The following is a 19091-nucleotide window of genomic DNA, read 5'->3' as shown; positions in this document are numbered from 1 at the left end:
GGCTGGCGAGACCGAAGACCGACAGGAATGTGTCGGTCGTGACATAGGTATAGGGCGCCCCCGGTTCCGGGCTGCGCGGTCCGGCCGTGATCACGCCGGCGCGTTTTAGCGCCGCAACGCTGTCGCGGCTCATCTCCTTGCCAAAGACCTTGCCGAGCTCGCTGCGGGTGATCGGCTGCAGATAAGCGATCCCGGACAGGAACAGCATCTCGCTCGGTGACAGGCCGGCGGTCGCTTGCGGCGCTGCCGAGACCGCCCGGATTGCCGGCCCGAAGGCGCCGCGCGTCCGGTGCTGCCAGCCCCCGGCGACCGCGACCAGGTCATAGGGGCGGCCGCGCAGCTCCTCGCGGATGTCGGCAATGATCAGATCGATCGCGCAGTCGCGACCAACCAGTGGGCCGCGCGCGGCATCGCGCTTGTCACGGCCTATCATGACAAGTGCACATCACTGCCCACCGGCGTTCTCGCGAGGGCGAAGCAACAGATCCCAACCGTCCGCGAAGCGCGATGGAGGCCGCGAGAGACGGGGTGCTGGCCGAGTCGACAGCCGGCCCGACGCAGTTCTGCGCCACGTACAAGGCAGAGATCGAGCGGGCTGCGACCGCCCTGCGCTAAAGGAGCAAGCCCACCAGCATCGCCGCGACCAAATGCCTTCGCCTCGTCATTGCCGCCACGAGTGGCCCTCCGCGCAGCCATCCGCTTCTTCCGACGGAGCGAGGCATGAACGAGCATTACCAGCGCTGTGGGACAGGGTGTCCGACTACGCGGACGGCATCATTGCCCGCATCAAGGCCGGCGAGATCCATCCGAGCGCCTATGAACGCTGATCCTGTCATTTCTTGACCAGGTTGCTTACCGGGAGCACCATAGGGCCTTGCAAGATCTTTCCATGACCCGCTTCGACGGCCGGAGGAGCCGCAGTAGCGGATAGTCCAACTGGCACCCCGGTGGCCTCCCGAGGGAAGTCCGGGTGATTGAAACCCCGTAGAAGCCAGCGTGTGGCCGCGGCACTGCGGGTTTTTTTCCACGATGATGTGCAATTAATTTCACTAGGACCGGACGAGTGATGGGCGTTACGGCTGACCGCTAGATCCTGGCCGCCCGCACGGCGGCGCTCGCCCTGAACAGCACGAGCGCGGCGACGCCGATCGCCGACATCACCAGCGGCAACGGCAGCGCGCCGCTCTTCAGCGCATGTCCGACGAGGAGGCCGACGCAGGCCGAGAACAACATCTGGCAAATCCCAGTGAAGGATGAGGCCGCGCCGGCGCTATCCGGGAAGGGCATCATCGCCGAGGCCTGGGCCTGCGGCATCGTGAGGCCGACACCACAGGTGTAGAGCGCCATCGGCAGCACAACGCCGGCCACGCCACCGAAATCGCCAGCGACGCAGACCAGCATGGCAAGGCCTCCGCCGGCGAGGCACCGCACGCCGAGCGCGATGACACCGTCCATGCCACGGCGGGCGACCAGACGCTGCGCGAGGATCGTGCCGAGAATGAAGCCAAGCACGACGAGGCTGAAGGACAGGCCATACTGGACCGGCGTCAGACCATGGATGCCGATCAGTATGAAGGACGAGCCGGAGATGAAGGCGAAGAGCCCGCCGTAGGCCAGCGCCGTCAGCGCGACATAAACGCGGAAGGCACGACTCGCGAAAAGCGTGCCGAAGCCGCGGATGATGGAGCCCAGCGAGAGCGGCTCGCGCGAGCGGTTCCGGATCGTCTCGGGCAGAAGAAACGTCACCATCGCCACCACGGCAGCGGCGAAGGCCAGCGTGGCGACGAAGGTCGAGCGCCAGCCGAAGGCCTGCTGCAGCACCCCGCCGAGCACCGGCGCAATCGCCGGCACCAGCCCCATGATCATCCCCATGCGGGCCAGTTCGCGGCCGGCACGCGGCCCCTCATAGAGATCGCGCACCATGGCGCGGCTGAGCACGATCGGTCCCGACGCGCCCAGCGCCTGGACCGCGCGGGCGATGGTCAGGGCCTCGATCGAGGGCGCGAAGGCGCAGGCCAATGTCGACACCATGAAGATGCCGAGCCCCACCAGCAGCACCGGCCTGCGGCCGACCCGGTCGGAGAGTGGTCCCCAGAAGATCTGGCCGCCGGCGAAGCCGAACAGGAAGACCGACAGCGTCGCCTGCGCGCCGGCGATGTCGGTCTGCATCACCCGGACGATGTCGGGCAGCGAGGGCAGGTAGAAATCGGTCGAGAGCGGGCCGAGCGCCGTCAGCATGGCGAGGACGGCGGTCATCGCCAGCGTGTCGGGGCGGAGTTTCATGGAGGGGCGCCCTTCCGTGCACGGCAGGCGGCTGTCTAGGCTTGGCCGGTCAGAATGTCGAGGATTGGGCCGCCACCTAGCGGCATCGGGCGCTCGTCCGAAGCCAAACTTACCCTCCGTCAGCGCATTCGCCTGCTCACACGTCTCAACCGGCTCACTTAAGCAAATCCAATCGAGGTGTTCAGTGATCGGACATCGCCTGTTCACACTGAGCTAGTCACCATACTCCACGAACTCGCTTCGCCGCCCACTCCTTCGGCGACACACGCGTGACTGCGGCATGGCTGGCGGGCGAAGCAGAACCGGCTTCTGCTATTGGCACATCGGAGGCCCGTGTTGCCTGCCCCTGTAACTGCTCCCCGACGCCCTTCAAAGACGTCGGGATCGGTCGCGAACCTGACCCGCCGTCGTCATCCCGGTCGCGACCCAGCACTACATGATGCTGGCCCGCAACCTCCCCTACACGGGCGTGACGCGGGGCAAGCGGCTGGTCGTCATCGTCGGGCAGAAGCGCGCACTGGCCAAGGCCGTGAGGGCTGGCGGAAAATGCCGACGGACGAAGCTGCGGCAATGAATGGCGGGGCGCGAGTGGAGTTGACGGCACCAGAGGCTCAACATCGCGGTCGAACCTCTTACCGTGCTCTCATGCTTGGATGCACATGACCAGCATCCCACCGCTGAGCTACGTCTATTCCGCTCAAACAAGGAGCGCGACGAGTGCGCTGATGCCTGTTGGGGCTGGAGATTTACCAGCGCCTACCGTAGTGCCCAACAACTGGTCGGTTATTGTAATATGCGGCGCGGCGAATGCCCGCACGAAGGACAGGTCTGCCATAGTATCCGCGGCCATAGTAGCCTCCCCCGTAGTAGCCGCCGCCGCCATAGTAAGTTGAGGCCGGCGTGCCGTAGTAGACGGGCTGCGAATAGCCGCTCACGGTTCCCTGATTGCAATTACATGCACTGCCGGAATACGTGGTGGTGGCATAGGGAGCGTCGCTATAGACGCCATTGACATTGTAGCCGTAGGCGGCGGGAGTGGCATAGCCAGAACCGTAGCCGTAGGCGGCGGGCGCGGCGTAGCCATAGCCAGAACCGTAGCCATAACCGTTGCCGTAATAGGCAGCACCTGCTGCGAGTCCGACGCCTGCTGCGAGCGCCCGGCCACCGTAGTAACGATTGCCGTAGTAACCGCCACGGTATGCCGCCCCACGGTAGGCTCCACGGTATCCGGCACGGTACGCGCCACCATATCCACCTCGGTAGCCACCGCCAACGGCAGCGGCACGGTATCCAGCGCGGGAACCAATACCCACCGCACCACCTCGGTAACCACCGCCTGCACCGACTCCACGGCGCTGGGCTTCAGCGTCACTGGCGGTGAAGACGAGACCGGCGAGGCCAATCAGGGCGGCCACAGGGGGTGCGAGCAGCGTATTCATGACTTCACCTGTTAACGCCCGCCACTGGATTGAAAACGCGCGGCTGGGCTCGATCCGCGCGGCAACTCGATAATTTCCTTAACGTAATAGTAACGTGTTTGTGCGTCCGGGCAACGCAACTGGCCCAACATCTCCAATTACGGTTAAGTTGGCGAACGGTTCTTCGTCGCAAATGTCGGGGGGCTATGCCGAGCGCCTTCGGCTCGCTGCCCAGCCCAATCGTCACGGGCCTTGCGGACCCAACATCATCAATTGTCGGTTTGAGGACGGGGAGAGGAGTGGCTATCAGAATGGATGCAACGAGCACCTCTTCTATTCTCATGCCAAGGCTGTTGGCGATACCTCTCGCGGCATCGCTGGGTGTGATTCTGCGGTTTGCGAGGCGGCAGTCGCTGGTTAGGTCGTAGACTCTTGAGCGCGAAGCCAAAGCCGCATTGATGCACCCATCGCGCCTGACAGTGGGTGTTTCACAGATGGTTAGCAAAGCCGCCCGTGATTTGACGACTTTGCTAGATGGCGTTCTATTCTATAAAGTATTAGGTAGTAACCCAATTCACGCGTTTCTCATCAATCACAATATTGCTTGCTGCGCAATTGTATCTTTAAGCTTTCAAATGAAATGTCACCAACACCGCAATCTCGACGCCTTCCTGTAGCGTCACGGCCACGCGTAGGAAATTCCCGAAATGGGCGACTCGCTGGAATGTCACCGCATCTTTCGCCGCCGGCAGCTCGAATTCCGAGCCTTCCGGCGCCCAATGCATCCCGTCCGCCGAAATCTCGATGCGCGCTTTCGGCAGCGCTCCGATCGGCTCTTTCAACGCCCGAAYGAAGACGACAACCTCCTTGGCCCAGCCGGCTTCGTAAGGCTCCGTCGCGCTGTCTCCGGTCCAGATCTCGTTGCGGGCGACGACGGCAGTGAGGTTTTCAGGCAGCATTAGAAATCTCCCGAAAGGCAGACGGAGTCGAGATATGCGAAAGCGCGCTTGTCGGTGTCCGTCTCAGCGAAGAAGCAGAGGTTGAGCATGCACCAAAGATTCTTCATGGCCGGAATGCGGATTGGCTCGAAAGTCGAGAGATCAAATTTACGGTCGTTCACTTGGAATCCGGTCGCCTGCATCGTGGCGAGATCGAAATCAAATCGTAAATAGTGCCAGTTAATCTTTGTCGGAATCTCGTTGTAGCAAAGCTTCTGCTCGCCGCCGGGCAGGTCTTCCCAATCGGTTGGCGCGAGGTGGTAGTGCGAGATCGTTTTGCCGACATTGCCGATCGGTAAGATTTCAGTGGTCTTGCGCTTGAACTGCCATTTCTGGAGGTGCTTGCCGTCTTGTGCGTTGAGGAAACGTAAGTGCGGCATTACGCGCTGACCGCCTGCTCCGGCCTGATCGCCCACCTGGAGGTCGTAAAGAAAGCCGAAGGAGCGGACATCTGTCTCCATCAGCTGCAGCTCGTTAGCCTCGGGCTTGAAGGTGAAATAACACTCCATCCGGATCGGGCCGGCCTTGCGGAAGGTCAGGCGCTTCAGTGTGACGTTCTGCGCGCCCGCCCTAGCCCTTGTCGCGAGCTTCAGCGCATAGGAGCCATCGACGCCGCCATGCGAGCCAAAGTCCCAATTGGGCAGTGTCGAAAGCATCGCATGCGAGTGCTGGGCGTAGCCGGGGAGCATCTGGTCGAGCGAGATCTCGTAATTGCCGACGAGCTGAGTCCAGCCGCACATGCCGCGATCGAAATCGTCGAGGCAGATGATGCGCGGCAGGGGGTCGAAACGACTGAGCTGCGGGTCGGCCTCGCGGATGGCGCGGCGCATATCGTCGAGTTGGGTCATGACTATCCTTTCACCGCGCCGGCCGTAAGCCCGGCGACGAGATGTTTCTGCATGAGGATGACGAAGGCGAGCACGGGCAGGAGCTGGATGGCGGAGGCGGCGAAGAGCACCCCCCATTCCACGCCCTCGACCGCGCCGATCATCTCCGCAACGACCAGAGGCGCAGTCTTGGCCCTGGTGGTGGTGAAGATGAAAGCGAAGAGGAATTCGTTCCACGCGTAGACGATGACGAAGACCGCGACCGCGAGCATGCCCTGGGCCGCCAGCGGGAAGATCACTMGCCGGATGATCTGGAATTGCGAGGCGCCGTCGATCATCGCGGATTCGTCGAGCTCGCGCGGGATCTGGTCGATGAAGGTCCGCATCACGATCGTGCCGAGCGAGACGAAGAAGGTCGCGTAGAGCAGGATCAGGATGAAATGCGTGTCGTTGAGCTTGAGCCAGTTCACCACCGGGAATAGCGGCAGCGTGATCACGATCGGCGGTATCAACCTGATGAAGATCAGGAAGAAGGCGCTCGCTTGCAGCGTCCTGCTGGCATGGCGCGAGTAGGCGTAGCCGGCGAGCAGCGAGACCGAGACGGCGAGCACGGTGGCCCCCGTGGTCACGATGAAGCTGTTCCACAGCCCGGTGAAGAAGTCGCCCCAGCGGCTCCACAGCATGGCGTAGTTCGCCAGCGTCGGCTCGAACTTGAAGCGCGAGGCGGCCGAGAAGATGTCGCGGTCGGCCTTGAAGGACGACATCACGATCAATGTGATCGGCACCAGCGACCAGGCCGCGATGATGAGGACGCCGAGGAATTTCAACAGTGTGATGAGGGGGGAGCGCTTACGCATGCTTGCCGAACATCTCCCTGTAGAGCCCGCGCAGGTAAACCAGCGCGAGCAGGAGCGACGCGAGCACGAGCAGCCAGCCGGTGGCGGCTGCGGCGCCGAAGGAGTTGTACCGGAAGGCCTCGAGATAGAGGTAGACGGCCATCACCTCGGTGGTGCGGGCAGGCCCGCCGCCGGTCATCAGCCAGACCTCCGAGAACAGCCGGAAGGCGAAGATGTAGCGAAACAGCGCGGCGATCAGCAACGCTGGCATCAGCAGCGGCAATGTGATGCGGCGGAATGCCATCCAGCCCGAGGCGCCATCGATCGCGCCGGCCTCGTAGAGCTCGCCGGGGATGGCGAGGCGGGCGGCGTACAGGATGACGAAGCTGAAGGGCAGGTGCAGCCAGATCGAGAGGAGGCAGACCATCAGCAGGCCGTGGCTCGGATTCACCGACCATTCGATTGGCGGCAGGCCGATGGCGCCGAGAAGCTGGCTCATCATCCCGACATCGGGCTCGAACAGGTAGCGCCACATCACCACCGCCGAGACCTCGGAGACGGCATAGGGCGCGAGCACCACAGCCAGCATCAGCGCGCGCAAGGGGATGCCGGAGGCGAAGAACAGGGCCATTAKCAGGCCGAGTAGCAGCTCGACATGGACGACGACGGCAACGACGATCACCGTGTTGACCAGCGCCCGCCAGAAATAGAGGTCGCTCAGCACCTTGGCGTAGTTGGCGAGGCCGACGAAGGTGGCCGCCTGCCCGAAGGAGGACTGGTTCAGGCTGAGCCAGAACACATAGATCGCCGGCAGGAAGATGATGCCGCCGACCATCATCTGGACCGGCCAGACCAATGCGAAGGCGGTAAGGCGCGAGCGCTGCTGCATCGCTCAAGCGATCCGATGCCGCGCGAGCATGTCGCGGTCGATTTCGATACCCAGGCCCGGCCCCTGTGGAACGAGGAGCTGTCCGTCGACGAGCTGGCTGCCTTCGCCGACGACCGGATGCGTGAAGGAATCGCGCAGTGGGTTGGCGTATACCATGCACTCGAAGGTACGCAGCGTCTCGGCCGCCGCGGCCAGTTGAAGGCTGGCGGCGACGCAGATCGCACCGGACCAGCCGACATGGGGGGCATAGGCCGTGTTGAAACTCGCGGCGAGTTCAGCGATGCGCCAGGTCTCGGTGATGCCGCCCGAGCGCGAGACGTCGGGCTGGATCAGCCCGAGCGAGCGCTCCTGCAGCATCGCCAACGCCTCGGAGGCGACGTAGTCGCTCTCGCCGGCCGCAAGGCGGATCGGCAGGTGCTGGGCGAGGCGGCGATAGCCGGCACGGTCATGCGGTGCGATCGGCTCCTCGAAGAAACCATAGCCTAGATCTGCCAGCGCCCGCCCGACGACCAGCGCGTCGTCGACGTCATAGGCCCAGTTGGCATCGACATAGAGCGCGATCTCGTCGCCGGCGAGCTTGCGGATGAACTTGGCCCGCGCGATCGCGTCCTTGATGGGGTGGCCGAGCTTGACCTTGATCTCGCGGAACCCCGCCTTGAATGCAGCCGCCACCTCGCCCTCGACCGTGGCGTCGTCGAGCCAGTTGATCGAGGACGCATAGGCTGGAACGTGGGTTCGGCCCATGCCGCCGAGCAGCTTGTGGATCGGTACCCCCGCCGCTTTGCCGGCGATGTCCCAGAGCGCGATGTCGATGGCCGAGATGGCCTCGACGATCTGCCCGCCGGGCTGGCCCGAGAGCGCGCCGCGCATCAGCTTCCACAGGGCGCGCCGGTCGGCCGGGTCCTTGCCGATCAGGCGGGGGACGAACGCCTCCTCGATAAAGCGCGCATAGCCGGCTGCGCCGCGCCTGCACAGCCCCTCGCCGAAGCCCGTGAGGCCGTCGCTGGTCGTGACTTCGACGACGACGACCTCGATGGCGGGATAGTCGCCCTGCGAGGTGCGCTGGGCCTTGGCCAGCACGGCGCGCAGCGGATAGGCAACGATCTGCGAGATGCTGCGAGCCGGCATAACGATGCGTCCTCCCCAGGACGGTAACTTATCATATAGGCTGCACAGTTGCCAACTTGGCTGGCATCTGTCAATCATGTCCTTGGAGCTTGTGAATGACCGATCCCGCCGCGGCCCTTATCGAGGATGATCCGTTCGCCGACGTCGACGTCGTGCCGACGCGGCTCGGCGACGCCCTGATCCAGCGCATCACGCAGGCGATCCACGACGGCCGCCTCAAGCCCGGCGACGTGCTGCCCTCGGAGGCGCGCATGGCCGCCTCCTTCGGCGTCAGCAAGCCAATCGCGCGCGAAGCCATCCGCCAGCTCGCGGCCATGGGCGTCGTCCATATCCAGCAGGGCAAGCCGACGCGCGTGCAGGCGCTCGACGCCGCCCCTCTCGACCGCTTCTTCCGGTTTGCCGTACGCGGCAGCAAGACCGGCCTCACGGAGGCCGTCGAATTGCGCCGCGTGCTCGAGCCGCCAATCGCCCGTTACAGCGCCGAGCGTCGCTCCGAGGCCGATGTCGTCAAGCTGACCGAGATCCTGAAGCGGCTCGAGACCTCCTGGGGCGACGTGCCGCGCTGGATCGAGGCCGATCTCGACTTCCACGAGGCCATCGCCGCCTCGGCCGGCAACACCCTGCTCGACCTGCAGATCCGGGCGCTGCGCCCGTTGAACCGGGAGATCATGGAGCTGTTCAACTCGCGCAGCACCCGCAACACCGGTGACTGGCGCGAGACCTACGAGCGCCATGTTGAGGTCGTCGAGGCCATTCGCGCTGGTGACGGYGAATGGGCTGAGCGAGCCATGAGCAAGCATTTCGAAGCGGCTGAAGCCGCCATCGCGGAAATCGCGACAATCCGGGAGGAAGACAACAATGACAGCAGGGACAGGGCTGGATCGTAGGCAGGTCCTCGGAGGCTTCATCGGGCTGAGTTTCGTCGGGCTCGACAGCGTAGCCGCGCTGGCGCAGACGGCGCCGCTCAACCTCTTCGCGCATCGCGTCATGCAGACGGTCGCGACGGGCGCGCAGGGCGGCGACATCACCAAGCTCTGGTGCGACAAGAACGGCACCACGGTGCAATGGACCACCTTCGACACCGGCCCCCTGCAGGAGCGCCTATTCCGCGAGGCTAGTCTGGGCGAGACCTCGGTCGATGTTGGGTTCCTGCTCAACACCCAAGCCGTGCCGCGCGCCGCGAGCCTGTTCGAACCGCTCGACGACTTCATGAAGCGCGACCCGCTCGATGACGCCCCCGACATCTTCCCGGGCCTGATGGAGGGCATGAAGGTCGGCGGCAAGCAGGTTGCCATCCCCTTCCGGCATGCCTCCTCCGGGCTGCACTACAACGAGGAACTGCTGGCCGAGAAGGGCTTCACCAAACCGCCGGCCACGATTGAGGAAATGGTCGAGATGGCCCGCGCCTGCACCTATCGCAGGGCCGACGGGACTGCCGTCGTCGGTCTGTGCATGCCCGGCGTGACCTACCCCAACGTCATCGACATCGCCCGCGCCTGGGATGGCGACTTCATCACGCCGAACTACAAATGCGTCGCCGACCAGCCGCCGATGTTGAACGCAATCAAGCTGCTGCGCGAGCTCTTCCAGGCCGGCGCCTTCCCGCGCAATTTCGCGACGCTCTCCACCGAGGACGTCAATGTCTGGATGCAGACCGGCCGGGCCGCGATGAGTCTGCAGAGCATGGGCCGCAACCGCATCTACAACGATCCACAGAAGTCGAAATTCCCCGGCAAGATCAAGACCATTGCCGTGCCCGCCTCGAAGGCGCTGGCCGGCAAGTACGATGCCGCCCCCGCCAAGGTCGAATTCTGGGGCCTCTGCATTCCCAAGAACTCCAAGCGCAAGGACCTGGCCTGGAGCTTCATCAAGGCGATGGCCTCGAAGCAGGCGACGCTTGGCGCAGCCCTCAACGGCAACGGCCCGGTCCGCGCCTCGACCTATGCCGACGCGAGCTTCGCCGCGACCGTGCCCTATGCCGCCGAGGAGCTGAAGGTGCTCAAGGTGGCGCGCATCCCGCTGCCGGCCTTCGACGAGGCGGCCCGCGCCGGCGACCTTTTCAAGGAGGAGGCCGAGGCCGCCGTGCTCGGCATGAAGACGCCGGAGGAGGCGATGGCCTCGCTGGTCAAGCGCGTCCAGCCGCTGCTTCCGGCTTAGGGGGGGTCCCATGACGAAGCTTTACCAGCCATCGCGCCGCGCGCTTCTTGCCGGGACCGCGCTCGCGCTGCCTGTTCTGGCCATGCCCGCCCTCGTTCGGGCGCAGGCCAAGTCGCTCAACATCATCAGCCACCGGGTCCACCGCAACGTCCTGACCGGCGAAGGCGGCAAGGGCGGCGACATCATCGGCGATTGGTCGAGAGCGACCGGCGCCGGCGTCAACTGGTCGACCTTCGACGTCGCGCCGTTGCATGAGCGCCTGCTGCGCGAGGCCAGCCTGGCCGAGACGAGCTTCGATCTCGGCTTCGTCGTCAACACCCTCGCCGTGCCCCGCGTGCTCAGCCTGATGGAGCCGCTGGATGCGCTCCAGAAGGCCGATCCGATCGAGGATTTCKCCGGAGTTGCGCCCGGCATGGTCAAGGCTCTGAGCGTCGGCGGTTCGATCCGCGGCATCCCGTTCCGCCATGCCACGACCGGGCTGCACGTCAACGAGGCCATCCTCGCGGAGCGCAAGCTCGCGGCGGCGCCGAAGACGATCGAGGAGATGATCGAGATCGCCAAGGCGGCGACATTCACCAACGCCGCCGGCGTGCCGGTCAGCGGCTTTGCGATGGAGGGCGTCAGCTACGTCAACATGGTGACGCTGTCGCTCGCCTGGGGCGCGCCGTTCATCAGCGAGGACCTCAAGGTCATTCCCAACGAGGCCGGCATGCTGAAGACCTTCGAGGTCTTCCGCGACCTCTACGCCGCACGCGCCCTGCCGCGCAATTTCGCAACTCTCAAGCAGGACGAGGTCATCACCMAGATGCAGGCCGGGCGGGCGGCGATGTGCCATTTCGCCTTCGGCCGGTACTTCGCCTTCAACGACCCGCAGAAGAGCCAGTTTCCCGGCAAGATCAGCGCGATCGCACCGCCGGCTTCGCGCGATCTCGGCACAGGGGCCATCGTTGGCACGACAGAGTTCTGGTCCTTCGTCGTCCCGAAGAACTCGCGCAACAAGGAGCTCGCCTGGTCGCTGGTCAAGGCGATGACCGCGAAGGAGGCGGTGATCCGGGGCGCCCTCAATGGCAACGGCCCGGTCCGGGCCGCCGCCTATGACGACCAGCGCGTCAAGGATGCGGTGCCCTACGCCGCCGCCGAGGCAAAGGTCCTGGCCGTTGCCCGCCCGCCGCTGCCCGCTTTCGACCGCGCCGTCGAGGCCGGCGATGCGCTCGCGCAGGCCGTCCAGGCGGTCGCCCTTGGCCAGGTCACGCCCGAGCAGGGCGTTGCCGATCTCATGCGCCGCGTCGAACCCATGGTGAAATCCTGATGGCTGCCACTTTGTCTCCCAACGCCAGAATCGGCTTCATCGGCATCGGCACGATGGGCCTGCCGATGGCGCTCAACGTACTGCGTGGCGGTTATCCGCTGACGGTCTTCGATCTCAGCGAGGCCGCGCTCGCCGAAGCGGAAAAGGCCGGCGCCCACCGCGCTGCGACCATCGCCGAACTCGTGCGCCAGAGCGACGTGGTCGTCACCATGCTGCCCGATGCTCCCGATGTCGAGGAGACGGCGCTGGGTCCTGGCGGCATCGAGGCGAATGCTGGCCCCGGCTTGATCTATGTCGACATGAGCACGATCGATCCGGTCACCAGCCGGCGCGTCGGTGCCCGCCTCGCGGCATGTGGCATCCGGATGATCGACAGCCCCGTGGCGCGTGGCGTTGAGAACGCCCGTGCCGGCACGCTCGCTCTGATGATCGGCGGCGATCTCGCCGTCTTCCAGGAGGTCGAGCCGCTGCTGCGCCGGATGGCCGACACGATCACCCATTGCGGCGAGCTCGGCAACGGCACCGCGATGAAGCTCGTCAACAACTTCCTCTCGGCCGGCATCGTCAGCGCCATCGCCGAGGCTATGACAATCGGCCTCAAGGCGGGCCTGCCGCTCGACCTCATGGTCAGGATCAGCGGCGGCACTGGCACCAACAACGCCTGGCTGCACAAGCTGATGCCGGGCAAGGCCTTTCTGGGTGATTTCTCGCCGGGCTTCATGTCGCGCCTGGCGCGCAAGGACCAGCGCCTCGCCACCAAGCTCGCTGAAGAGATCGGCGTGCCGCTTACGCTCGGCGCTGCGGTTCTCCAATTGCTCGACGAGACGACCGAGCAATACCCGCGCGACGACTTCACGAGCATCCTGCGCCTGGTCAGTGAGCGCGCCGGCGTCGAGATCCGCCTGAGCGAACAGACCGCCGCTGCCTGAAACCGAACGTTCCGAGGTAGACACCATGCACGCCATTTCCCGACGTACCCTGCTCACCGGAACCGCCGGCGCCGCTGCGCTCGCGGCCCTTCCATCCCTGGCCCAGGCCAAGACGGTGACCGCGCTCGGTCACCGGGTCCACCAGACCTGCGCCACCACCGGTCCCGGCGGCGACGCAACGGAGGCCTGGCGCAATCAGGCCGGCGCCGGCGTCAACTGGGTCACCTTCGGCGACAACAACGCCATCCATGAGCGGCTGTTGCGCGAGGTCACGCTGGGCGAGACCTCGATTGACGTCGGCTACCTGCTCAACGGCCGCGCGGTGCCGCGCAACCTCAGGCTCTTCGAGCCACTGGACGGGTTGATGAAGGAGGCGGCGCTGGAGGCACCGGAGGACTTCGCGCCCGGCCTGGTCGTGCCGCTGAAGCTGGACGGCGCCCTGCACGGCATCCCGGTCCGCCACGCCACCAACGCACTGATCTACAACGAGGCGCTGCTGGAAGAGCGTGGCGTCAAGCTGCCGACCACGTTCGAGGAGCTGATCGAGGCGGCGCGCAAGCTCACCTTCAAGCGCGATGACGGCACGCAGGTCTATGGCCTCGCCTTCACCGCCGCCTTCGCCTCGAACTTCCTGACGCTCGCCCGCTGCCTCGGCGGCGACTACATGACGCCGGACGGCAAGCTGGTCGCCGCCGAGCCCGGCATGGTCAAGGCGCTGACAGTGCTGGCCGAGCTCTACAAGGCCGGCGTGCTGCCGCGGAACTTCGCCACGGTGAACAATGAGGAGATCACCAGCTGGATGCAGCAGGGCCGTGCCGCGATCACGATCAACCCCTTCGCGCGGCTGGTGACCTATAACGACCCGAGCAAGGGCAAATATGGCGGGCGCTTCAAATCGCTGCTGCCGCCAATGGCCGCGGACCTCGCCGGCAAGGTCGCCTTCGCTCCGACGGTCGAGTTCTGGGCGCTGATGATCCCGAAGAACGCCAAACAGAAACCGCTGAGCTGGGAGTTGATCCGCGCCCTGTCGTCCAAGGCCGGCACAATGGCGATGGCCCTGAACGGCAACGGACCGACGCGGATCTCGACCTATGCCGAGCCGACGCTGAAGGCCGCGATGCCTTATGCGGCCGACGAGGCAGCGGCGTTGAAGGAGTCGCGCATCCATCTCCCGGCCTTCGACGAGCAGGCCCGCGCCCACGACATCTTCATCGAGGAGACGCAAGCCGCCGTGCTAGGCATCAAGCCGCCGCAGCAGGCGATGGACGACGCGGTCAAGCGCGTGAAGCCTCTTCTCGGCTGATGGCAGGGGCGCTTTCAGGACGTGTCGCGCTGGTCACCGGCGCGGCTCGCGGCATCGGACTTGCGATCGCGACGGCGCTCGCCGGTGCAGGCGCTCGCCTCGTGGTCCACGACCGCGACGACGAGGCGCTCGCGGTTGCCCGTCGGCTCGGCGATGGTGATGGCGATGTTAAGGCCGTATCGCTTATCGCTGATCTTGCCGAGCCCAATGCCGTTGAGCGAATGGTCGTTGAACTGAGAGCGCAAGCGCTCGCGCCCGACATTCTTGTGTTATGCGCCTCAACTGAAATCCGCCAGACGCTCGACAATTTGAGCGACGACGCTTTGACCATGCAGAGTGAGGTCAATCTGCACGCGACCGCACGCCTCTTGAAGGCCTTCCTGCCGGGCATGCGTGCCCAGAACTTTGGCCGTGTCATCGCAATTGGATCTGTCCAGGAGATGAGGGCGAACGACGATTGTCTCTACTACGCAGCCACCAAGGCCGCGCAGACAAACATAATTTTGAATTTGGCTCGCACCACGCGGGCTGCAGACGTTACCTTCAACGTCATCCAGCCCGGTGCCATCCGAACCGACCGCAATCGCGCGATATTCGCACAACAAGGCCGCGAAAAACAAGCCATCGCGCGTATTCCGCTCGGACGAATAGGCGTTCCAGAAGATTGCGTAGGTATTGCCCTTCTGCTCTGCTTGCCAGATGGAAATTATATCAATGGTGCGGAGATCGCAGTGGACGGAGGCATGCGACTTTAGATTTTTCGACTGCACTGACGATTCGTCATACCGTGATTTTCGACGAAGGTATCTTGCGCAGCGTTCTACTGATCTAATGTCTGCACCGACGGAGTTGCGGGTTAGATGCGGCCGCATCTCGGTACTGCCGGACCTGCTCGAAGAGTATGATCTGGCGTGCGAGGCGGCGGCCCATTGGTCGAAAATCTATTCGCAAGCGGGCCGCGTACGCGCGGAGGAATGCCGCGTGCTAGCCCTTGAGATCGAGCAGGAGATTGACGACGCGATGTGTGCGCAGGACTAGTCCCTAACCGCAGCCTTTTAGCAACGCCAACTCATCACGGGAAGCCGCGCTCAATCCGGTAGAGCCACCTGCACATTCCCCAAGAAAAGTGTRCGTCGTCTACCCGTGCCCGCGATAAAAAATAACGGCAGTTAGCTGCGGGGTAGTATTGCGGCCCTACAATTTCGTTGGGTGCCGCGAGGCCTCGAACGCTCGCAAAGCTTCTTCGAGGGCGATCCTCTCCCGCTCGTGCACCGACCCGGATTGATGGTTCGATCCGCTTTCAGCGTCCCTAAGCCGTCGCAGGTGCTCCCGCGCCGAAGCCGCTTCGGCACGAAGCTCTGGAGCTCGTCCCCTGCGGCCACACCGCAGCGACCCTGCCAGAGGCTGTTGATCCCGCATGTCTCGGGATGGTTGTGGTGCAGATGCCCTGGCTGACGCCGCAAGGGAAAATCAGCGCCTGCTGATTCTCCTGGCCTCTAAATCTGGGGCGCTGCTGGCGTAAGGCCGTGACGGCGCATGATCTCGACCATCTTGGCCCGGCCCGGTGGACCACCGGGTGCCGCGTTGGCCACTGCGAAGACCTCGCGGAAATACTCCGGTCCAATCGCGGCCGGCGTAATCACACACAGTGTCTTCGCGTCCTGGTTTCCATTGTTATCAAACCGATGAACGGCGCCTCGCGGAATGCACAGTGCCTGCCCTGGCCCAACATCGATCTGCTTCCCGTCGACCGTCCAGGTCAGGACACCGTCGATGCCATAGATCGTCTCTTCATAGTGGTCGTGGCTGTGCGCGGGAGCTGGTAATCGCTGAGACGCTGGGACCAGTAGTTCAAAGGCCGCAATGCTGCCGTTCGAATTGTCTCCGGTCAGCAGGAAATGGACCGCGAGCCCACTGGTCACAATGGCTTCGTCGGAAGGGTTGATGCAGGGACCTATGGCTGGCTGCGGCATTGCGAAATCTCATTTGGTAAACTACATTTACCATTTGATGGTAAACGCCATTTACCGAAAGTCAACGATCTATCTCAGAAGGCCTGCCGATGCGAACCGAGGACATGCTGATCGGCGCCTTGCTGCGCGTTCCAGCCCAGGCAATCCAGCGGCGGCTCATCAAGGAGCTCAACGCCGCTGGCTTTGACGAGTTGCGCCTGCCGCATATGGCGGTGTTGCAGTTTCCCGGTCCTCATCACGTTCGCCCGGCCACGCTCGCCGATCGAGCCGGCATGAGCAAGCAAGCCATCAACCAACTGCTCCGGAGTCTGGAGGGCTTCGGCTATATCGTCCGGTCGGATGTTCCGGGCGCCGGCAACGCCCGGGAGATCCGCTTTACCGAACGTGGACACGCCGCATTCTGGAAGATGGTCGACATATTGCGCGACATCGAGCGCGAGTGGAGCATCGAACTTGGGTCAGAGCGTTTCACCGAGCTCAAGGCGCTGCTGCTTCTCGTCTGGGATAGTCCATTGGCTCGCTAGCTCGGGGCGTTCTGATACCGTTCCCGATGACTGTGAATAGGCATCACATTTGACCCTGAATCGGTGTCCTGCGTGACCCGCGTATCTCGAATATTCTCTTATCGTTTCAGGAACCTGCCACCGATGATGGGCGTGTCTTGGGCGCCGATCGGGGGGCAAACGGCATGCCGCTTCACAGCTTGCGGAAGGCGGCACTGAAGGCGCTTCCAGCCTTCATCGAAGGAAGCCTGGATAGTCGGAGAACTTACGCGCTCTGCGTGGAAGATCGGGAAACCAGCGCGCTCCTCGAGGAGACCAGTGAAGCAAGCCGTTGAATTCGAATTGGCCTGCTGCGCGATGGCCTCCCGAAGGATGGCAATGTGCTCGAGATCGGTACTGCAGAGCTCGTAGGGAATGTTCCCCTCCGGTGAACGCGCTGTTCGTGGTGCCCCGAAAGGCGAAAGCCTTGCCACGGGCCGAGGCTCCGGCCGGCGTCAGCGAGATCCCATACCTTGCTGGGGGGTTCTGTTGCAAACTCTTCAGTTATGGAGGTTAGGGCATCACCTTCCAGCCATTGGCGGGAGGACATCAGATGTTCAAGGGCCGTCATTTCGACCGATCGGTGATCCTGCTGTGTGTTCGCTGGTATCTGGCCTACGGCCTGAGCCTGCGCGACCTGAAGGAGATGATGGCCGAGCGCGGCATCAGCATCGACCATTCCACGATCCACCGCTGAGTCGTCTACTTCTCGCCATTGCCGCTTGAGCGCTTCAACCGGCGCAAACGCGCCGTGACCGCCAAGTGGCATGCGGACGAGACGTACATCAAGGTCCGCGGACGGTGGATGTATCTTTATCGCGCCATCGACAGGGTTGGCGACACAGTCGAGTTCTGGTTCAGCGAGCATCGGGATCTGTCGGCGGCCAAGCGGTTCTTCCGCAGAGCGCTTGAACGCCACGGCCGGCCCGAGCGCATCGTCATTGACGGCAGCCAGACCAACCGGGAAGCCATCGCTTCTTGTGATGCGACAAGCCGTCTTCAAGATCGGTCACGCCGCCAGCTGAAGCCGATCCGAATCCGGCAAAGCCAATACCGGAACAATCGGATCGAGCAGGATCATCGGCGGATCAAACGGCGAATCCGATCGATGCTTGGCTTCAAATCATTCAAAAACGCCGCTGCAACCTTGGCCGGTATCGAGATGGTTCACATGATGCGCAAGCGACAGGCCAGATACGCCTACAATCCAAATCCGTCCATCGCAGCGCAGTTTGAGATTATCGCAGCGGCGTGAAAGGGCACGAACCACCAAATTCTATGGCGCCGCGGGAATTTGCAACAGAACCCTCAGCCGTGCTGGCCGAGGCCGTGAACACGATGATCTTCGTCTTTGGCGCGATCCTCGACTCGTCTTTCAGGGGCGGAACCTTGTGGCAACCGGGATGCTCGTCGCCGCAGCCAGCTTTTGCGCGGCGATGACCGCCTCCAGACGATTACGGGCATTCAGCTTTGCCATCAGGCCGGTCATGTGCGCCTTGATGGTCTTGGTGCTGAGCGAAAGCTCGCGGGCGATCTCGCTGTTCATCTTTCCGCAAAGCAGCAGTTTGACAATCTGCTCCTCCCGGACGCTGAGCCTGTTGCAGGCCGCCTTCTGTCGTTCGAGAGACTTGTCCTTCAAGGCGCAGATTAGTTTGCTCGCGAACGAGGGACTGACATAGACGTCGTTGCGTTGCGCGGCCTGAAGGGCTTGAATGAGGTCGTCTCCCGGGCCGMTCTTTAGGACGTAGCCCTTCGCCCCGGCATCAAGAGCCCTGATCGCATCATCCGTGCTGGCCGAGGCCGTGAACACAACGATCTTCATGGTGGGAGCGATCCTCAACGCGTCCGAGATCGCCCGATAGATATCCCCCGCCATGCCGGGATCGACGATCATGTCATCGGGCCGATGGCTCCTGGTGATCGACACCATATCGTCCGCGACATTCCCGGTCGCGGCGAGCGTAAAACCGCCCCATCGTTTCAGCAGGGCGGCGATCCCCTCCATCAGCACCGGGTGATCATCGACGATCGCGAGCGAACGATCCGGCATGGCTCCTCCCCCTCTCTACTTTACTGCTGCAAGTCGAATGAKATGGTCGCTCAGTCAAAACCCTTTGCGAGATGGTGGGGGCGCTCCATGTTGGAGCGGCCCTGGTCGGCTGCCGGATCCCCTCCCATTCGATGATTCGAACATGAGGTGCAGCGGTCGCCTCACCTCTCCTTGAAGATCCTGTTGGCGTGGTCTGCGAAGGGCTTTGTCAGGAACGAGAGCGCGGTTCGCTCTTCGGTGGTGATGAAGACYTCGACSGGCATTCCGGGCTGGAGCTTKCGGTCGCCGAGGGCGGCGACGAGATCGCCGTCGATCTGGATCTCGCCGGTGTAGAAATTGGCGCCGGTGGTGGGGTCGCGGGTGGTCGCCGGGGAGAGATGGCTGACGGTGCCCGGCAGTTCCGGGGTCGAATTCTTGGCGAAGGCGGAGAAGCGCAGGCGGGCGGGCTG

Annotated in this window: 18 protein-coding genes and 2 pseudogenes; 9 read left to right on the top strand and 11 right to left on the bottom strand. The window is 63.7% G+C overall.

Features of this window, described 5'->3' with window-relative positions:
• Both scpB and AC1DJT_RS20460 read right to left on the bottom strand, forming a co-directional pair.
• A partial coding sequence (scpB, locus tag AC1DJT_RS20465; RefSeq protein WP_476834747.1) for an SMC-Scp complex subunit ScpB occupies positions 1–433 on the bottom strand: 433 nt, incomplete at its 3' end.
• A gap of 653 nt (positions 434–1086) precedes the next feature.
• Positions 1087–2283 carry a multidrug effflux MFS transporter gene (locus AC1DJT_RS20460; protein WP_476769637.1) on the bottom strand — a complete coding sequence of 399 codons (1197 nt, stop codon included), beginning with the start codon at positions 2281–2283 and terminating at the stop codon, positions 1087–1089.
• A 400-nt stretch (positions 2284–2683) separates the two neighbouring features.
• Here AC1DJT_RS20460 and AC1DJT_RS20455 point away from each other — a divergent pair.
• A pseudogene (locus AC1DJT_RS20455) lies at positions 2684–2857 on the top strand (ATP-binding domain-containing protein); the annotation flags it as partial.
• A 172-nt stretch (positions 2858–3029) separates the two neighbouring features.
• On the opposite strand, the gene AC1DJT_RS20450 reads toward AC1DJT_RS20455, so the two are convergent.
• The 6 genes from AC1DJT_RS20450 to AC1DJT_RS20425 form a co-directional block, all read right to left on the bottom strand.
• Positions 3030–3722, bottom strand: a complete 693-nt coding sequence (locus AC1DJT_RS20450) for a hypothetical protein (RefSeq protein ID WP_476769636.1) — start codon at positions 3720–3722, stop codon at positions 3030–3032.
• Between the two features lie 602 nt (positions 3723–4324).
• Positions 4325–4660, bottom strand: a complete 336-nt coding sequence (locus AC1DJT_RS20445) for a hypothetical protein (protein ID WP_476834746.1) — start codon at positions 4658–4660, stop codon at positions 4325–4327.
• Positions 4660–5547, bottom strand: a complete 888-nt coding sequence (locus tag AC1DJT_RS20440; RefSeq protein ID WP_441509036.1) for a DUF6772 family protein — start codon at positions 5545–5547, stop codon at positions 4660–4662. The genes AC1DJT_RS20445 and AC1DJT_RS20440 overlap by 1 nt, the downstream gene beginning before the upstream one ends.
• Before the next feature lie 2 nt (positions 5548–5549).
• A complete protein-coding gene (locus AC1DJT_RS20435) occupies positions 5550–6383 on the bottom strand; it encodes a carbohydrate ABC transporter permease (protein WP_476834745.1) in 834 nt (277 codons plus the stop codon).
• Positions 6376–7251 (bottom strand): carbohydrate ABC transporter permease, encoded by an 876-nt coding sequence (locus AC1DJT_RS20430; protein ID WP_476834744.1) that lies wholly within the window; start codon positions 7249–7251, stop codon positions 6376–6378. The genes AC1DJT_RS20435 and AC1DJT_RS20430 overlap by 8 nt, the downstream gene beginning before the upstream one ends.
• Before the next feature lie 3 nt (positions 7252–7254).
• A complete protein-coding gene (locus AC1DJT_RS20425) occupies positions 7255–8379 on the bottom strand; it encodes a mandelate racemase/muconate lactonizing enzyme family protein (protein ID WP_476769633.1) in 1125 nt (374 codons plus the stop codon).
• Between the two features lie 95 nt (positions 8380–8474).
• On the opposite strand from AC1DJT_RS20425, the gene AC1DJT_RS20420 reads away from it, so the two are divergent.
• The 6 genes from AC1DJT_RS20420 to AC1DJT_RS20395 are packed head-to-tail and all read left to right on the top strand — an operon-like array spanning position 8475 to position 14832.
• A complete protein-coding gene (locus tag AC1DJT_RS20420) occupies positions 8475–9266 on the top strand; it encodes a FadR/GntR family transcriptional regulator (protein WP_441509032.1) in 792 nt (263 codons plus the stop codon).
• Entirely contained in the window at positions 9238–10536 is a 1299-nt protein-coding gene (locus AC1DJT_RS20415; RefSeq protein ID WP_441509031.1) for an ABC transporter substrate-binding protein, read from the top strand. The genes AC1DJT_RS20420 and AC1DJT_RS20415 overlap by 29 nt, the downstream gene beginning before the upstream one ends.
• A 10-nt stretch (positions 10537–10546) precedes the next feature.
• Complete coding sequence (locus AC1DJT_RS20410) at positions 10547–11845, top strand: extracellular solute-binding protein (protein ID WP_476834743.1); 1299 nt, start codon at positions 10547–10549, stop codon at positions 11843–11845.
• A complete protein-coding gene (locus AC1DJT_RS20405) occupies positions 11845–12774 on the top strand; it encodes an NAD(P)-dependent oxidoreductase (protein ID WP_476769630.1) in 930 nt (309 codons plus the stop codon). The genes AC1DJT_RS20410 and AC1DJT_RS20405 overlap by 1 nt, the downstream gene beginning before the upstream one ends.
• A 25-nt stretch (positions 12775–12799) precedes the next feature.
• Positions 12800–14077, top strand: coding sequence for an ABC transporter substrate-binding protein (locus AC1DJT_RS20400; protein WP_476769629.1), 1278 nt, complete (start codon positions 12800–12802; stop codon positions 14075–14077).
• Entirely contained in the window at positions 14077–14832 is a 756-nt protein-coding gene (locus AC1DJT_RS20395; RefSeq protein ID WP_476769628.1) for an SDR family NAD(P)-dependent oxidoreductase, read from the top strand. The genes AC1DJT_RS20400 and AC1DJT_RS20395 overlap by 1 nt, the downstream gene beginning before the upstream one ends.
• Before the next feature lie 741 nt (positions 14833–15573).
• Here AC1DJT_RS20395 and AC1DJT_RS20390 read toward each other — a convergent pair.
• Complete coding sequence (locus AC1DJT_RS20390; protein WP_476769627.1) at positions 15574–16050, bottom strand: cupin domain-containing protein; 477 nt, start codon at positions 16048–16050, stop codon at positions 15574–15576.
• An 89-nt stretch (positions 16051–16139) separates the two neighbouring features.
• Between AC1DJT_RS20390 and AC1DJT_RS20385 the strand changes: the two genes are divergently transcribed.
• Both AC1DJT_RS20385 and AC1DJT_RS20380 read left to right on the top strand, forming a co-directional pair.
• Complete coding sequence (locus AC1DJT_RS20385) at positions 16140–16574, top strand: MarR family winged helix-turn-helix transcriptional regulator (protein WP_476769626.1); 435 nt, start codon at positions 16140–16142, stop codon at positions 16572–16574.
• Between the two features lie 571 nt (positions 16575–17145).
• A pseudogene (locus tag AC1DJT_RS20380) lies at positions 17146–17847 on the top strand (IS6 family transposase).
• Positions 17848–17967: 120 nt separating this feature from the next.
• Here the strand turns inward: AC1DJT_RS20380 and AC1DJT_RS20375 are convergent.
• Positions 17968–18642 carry a LuxR C-terminal-related transcriptional regulator gene (locus AC1DJT_RS20375; RefSeq protein ID WP_476834742.1) on the bottom strand — a complete coding sequence of 225 codons (675 nt, stop codon included), beginning with the start codon at positions 18640–18642 and terminating at the stop codon, positions 17968–17970.
• Positions 18643–18803: 161 nt separating this feature from the next.
• The coding region (locus AC1DJT_RS20370) for a beta-barrel domain-containing protein (RefSeq protein ID WP_476770148.1) at positions 18804–19091 on the bottom strand (288 nt) is incomplete at its 5' end.

Source organism: Allobosea sp. 05T422_2 (genome assembly GCF_056396265.1).
This window is presented reverse-complemented; position numbering and strand designations above follow the sequence as displayed.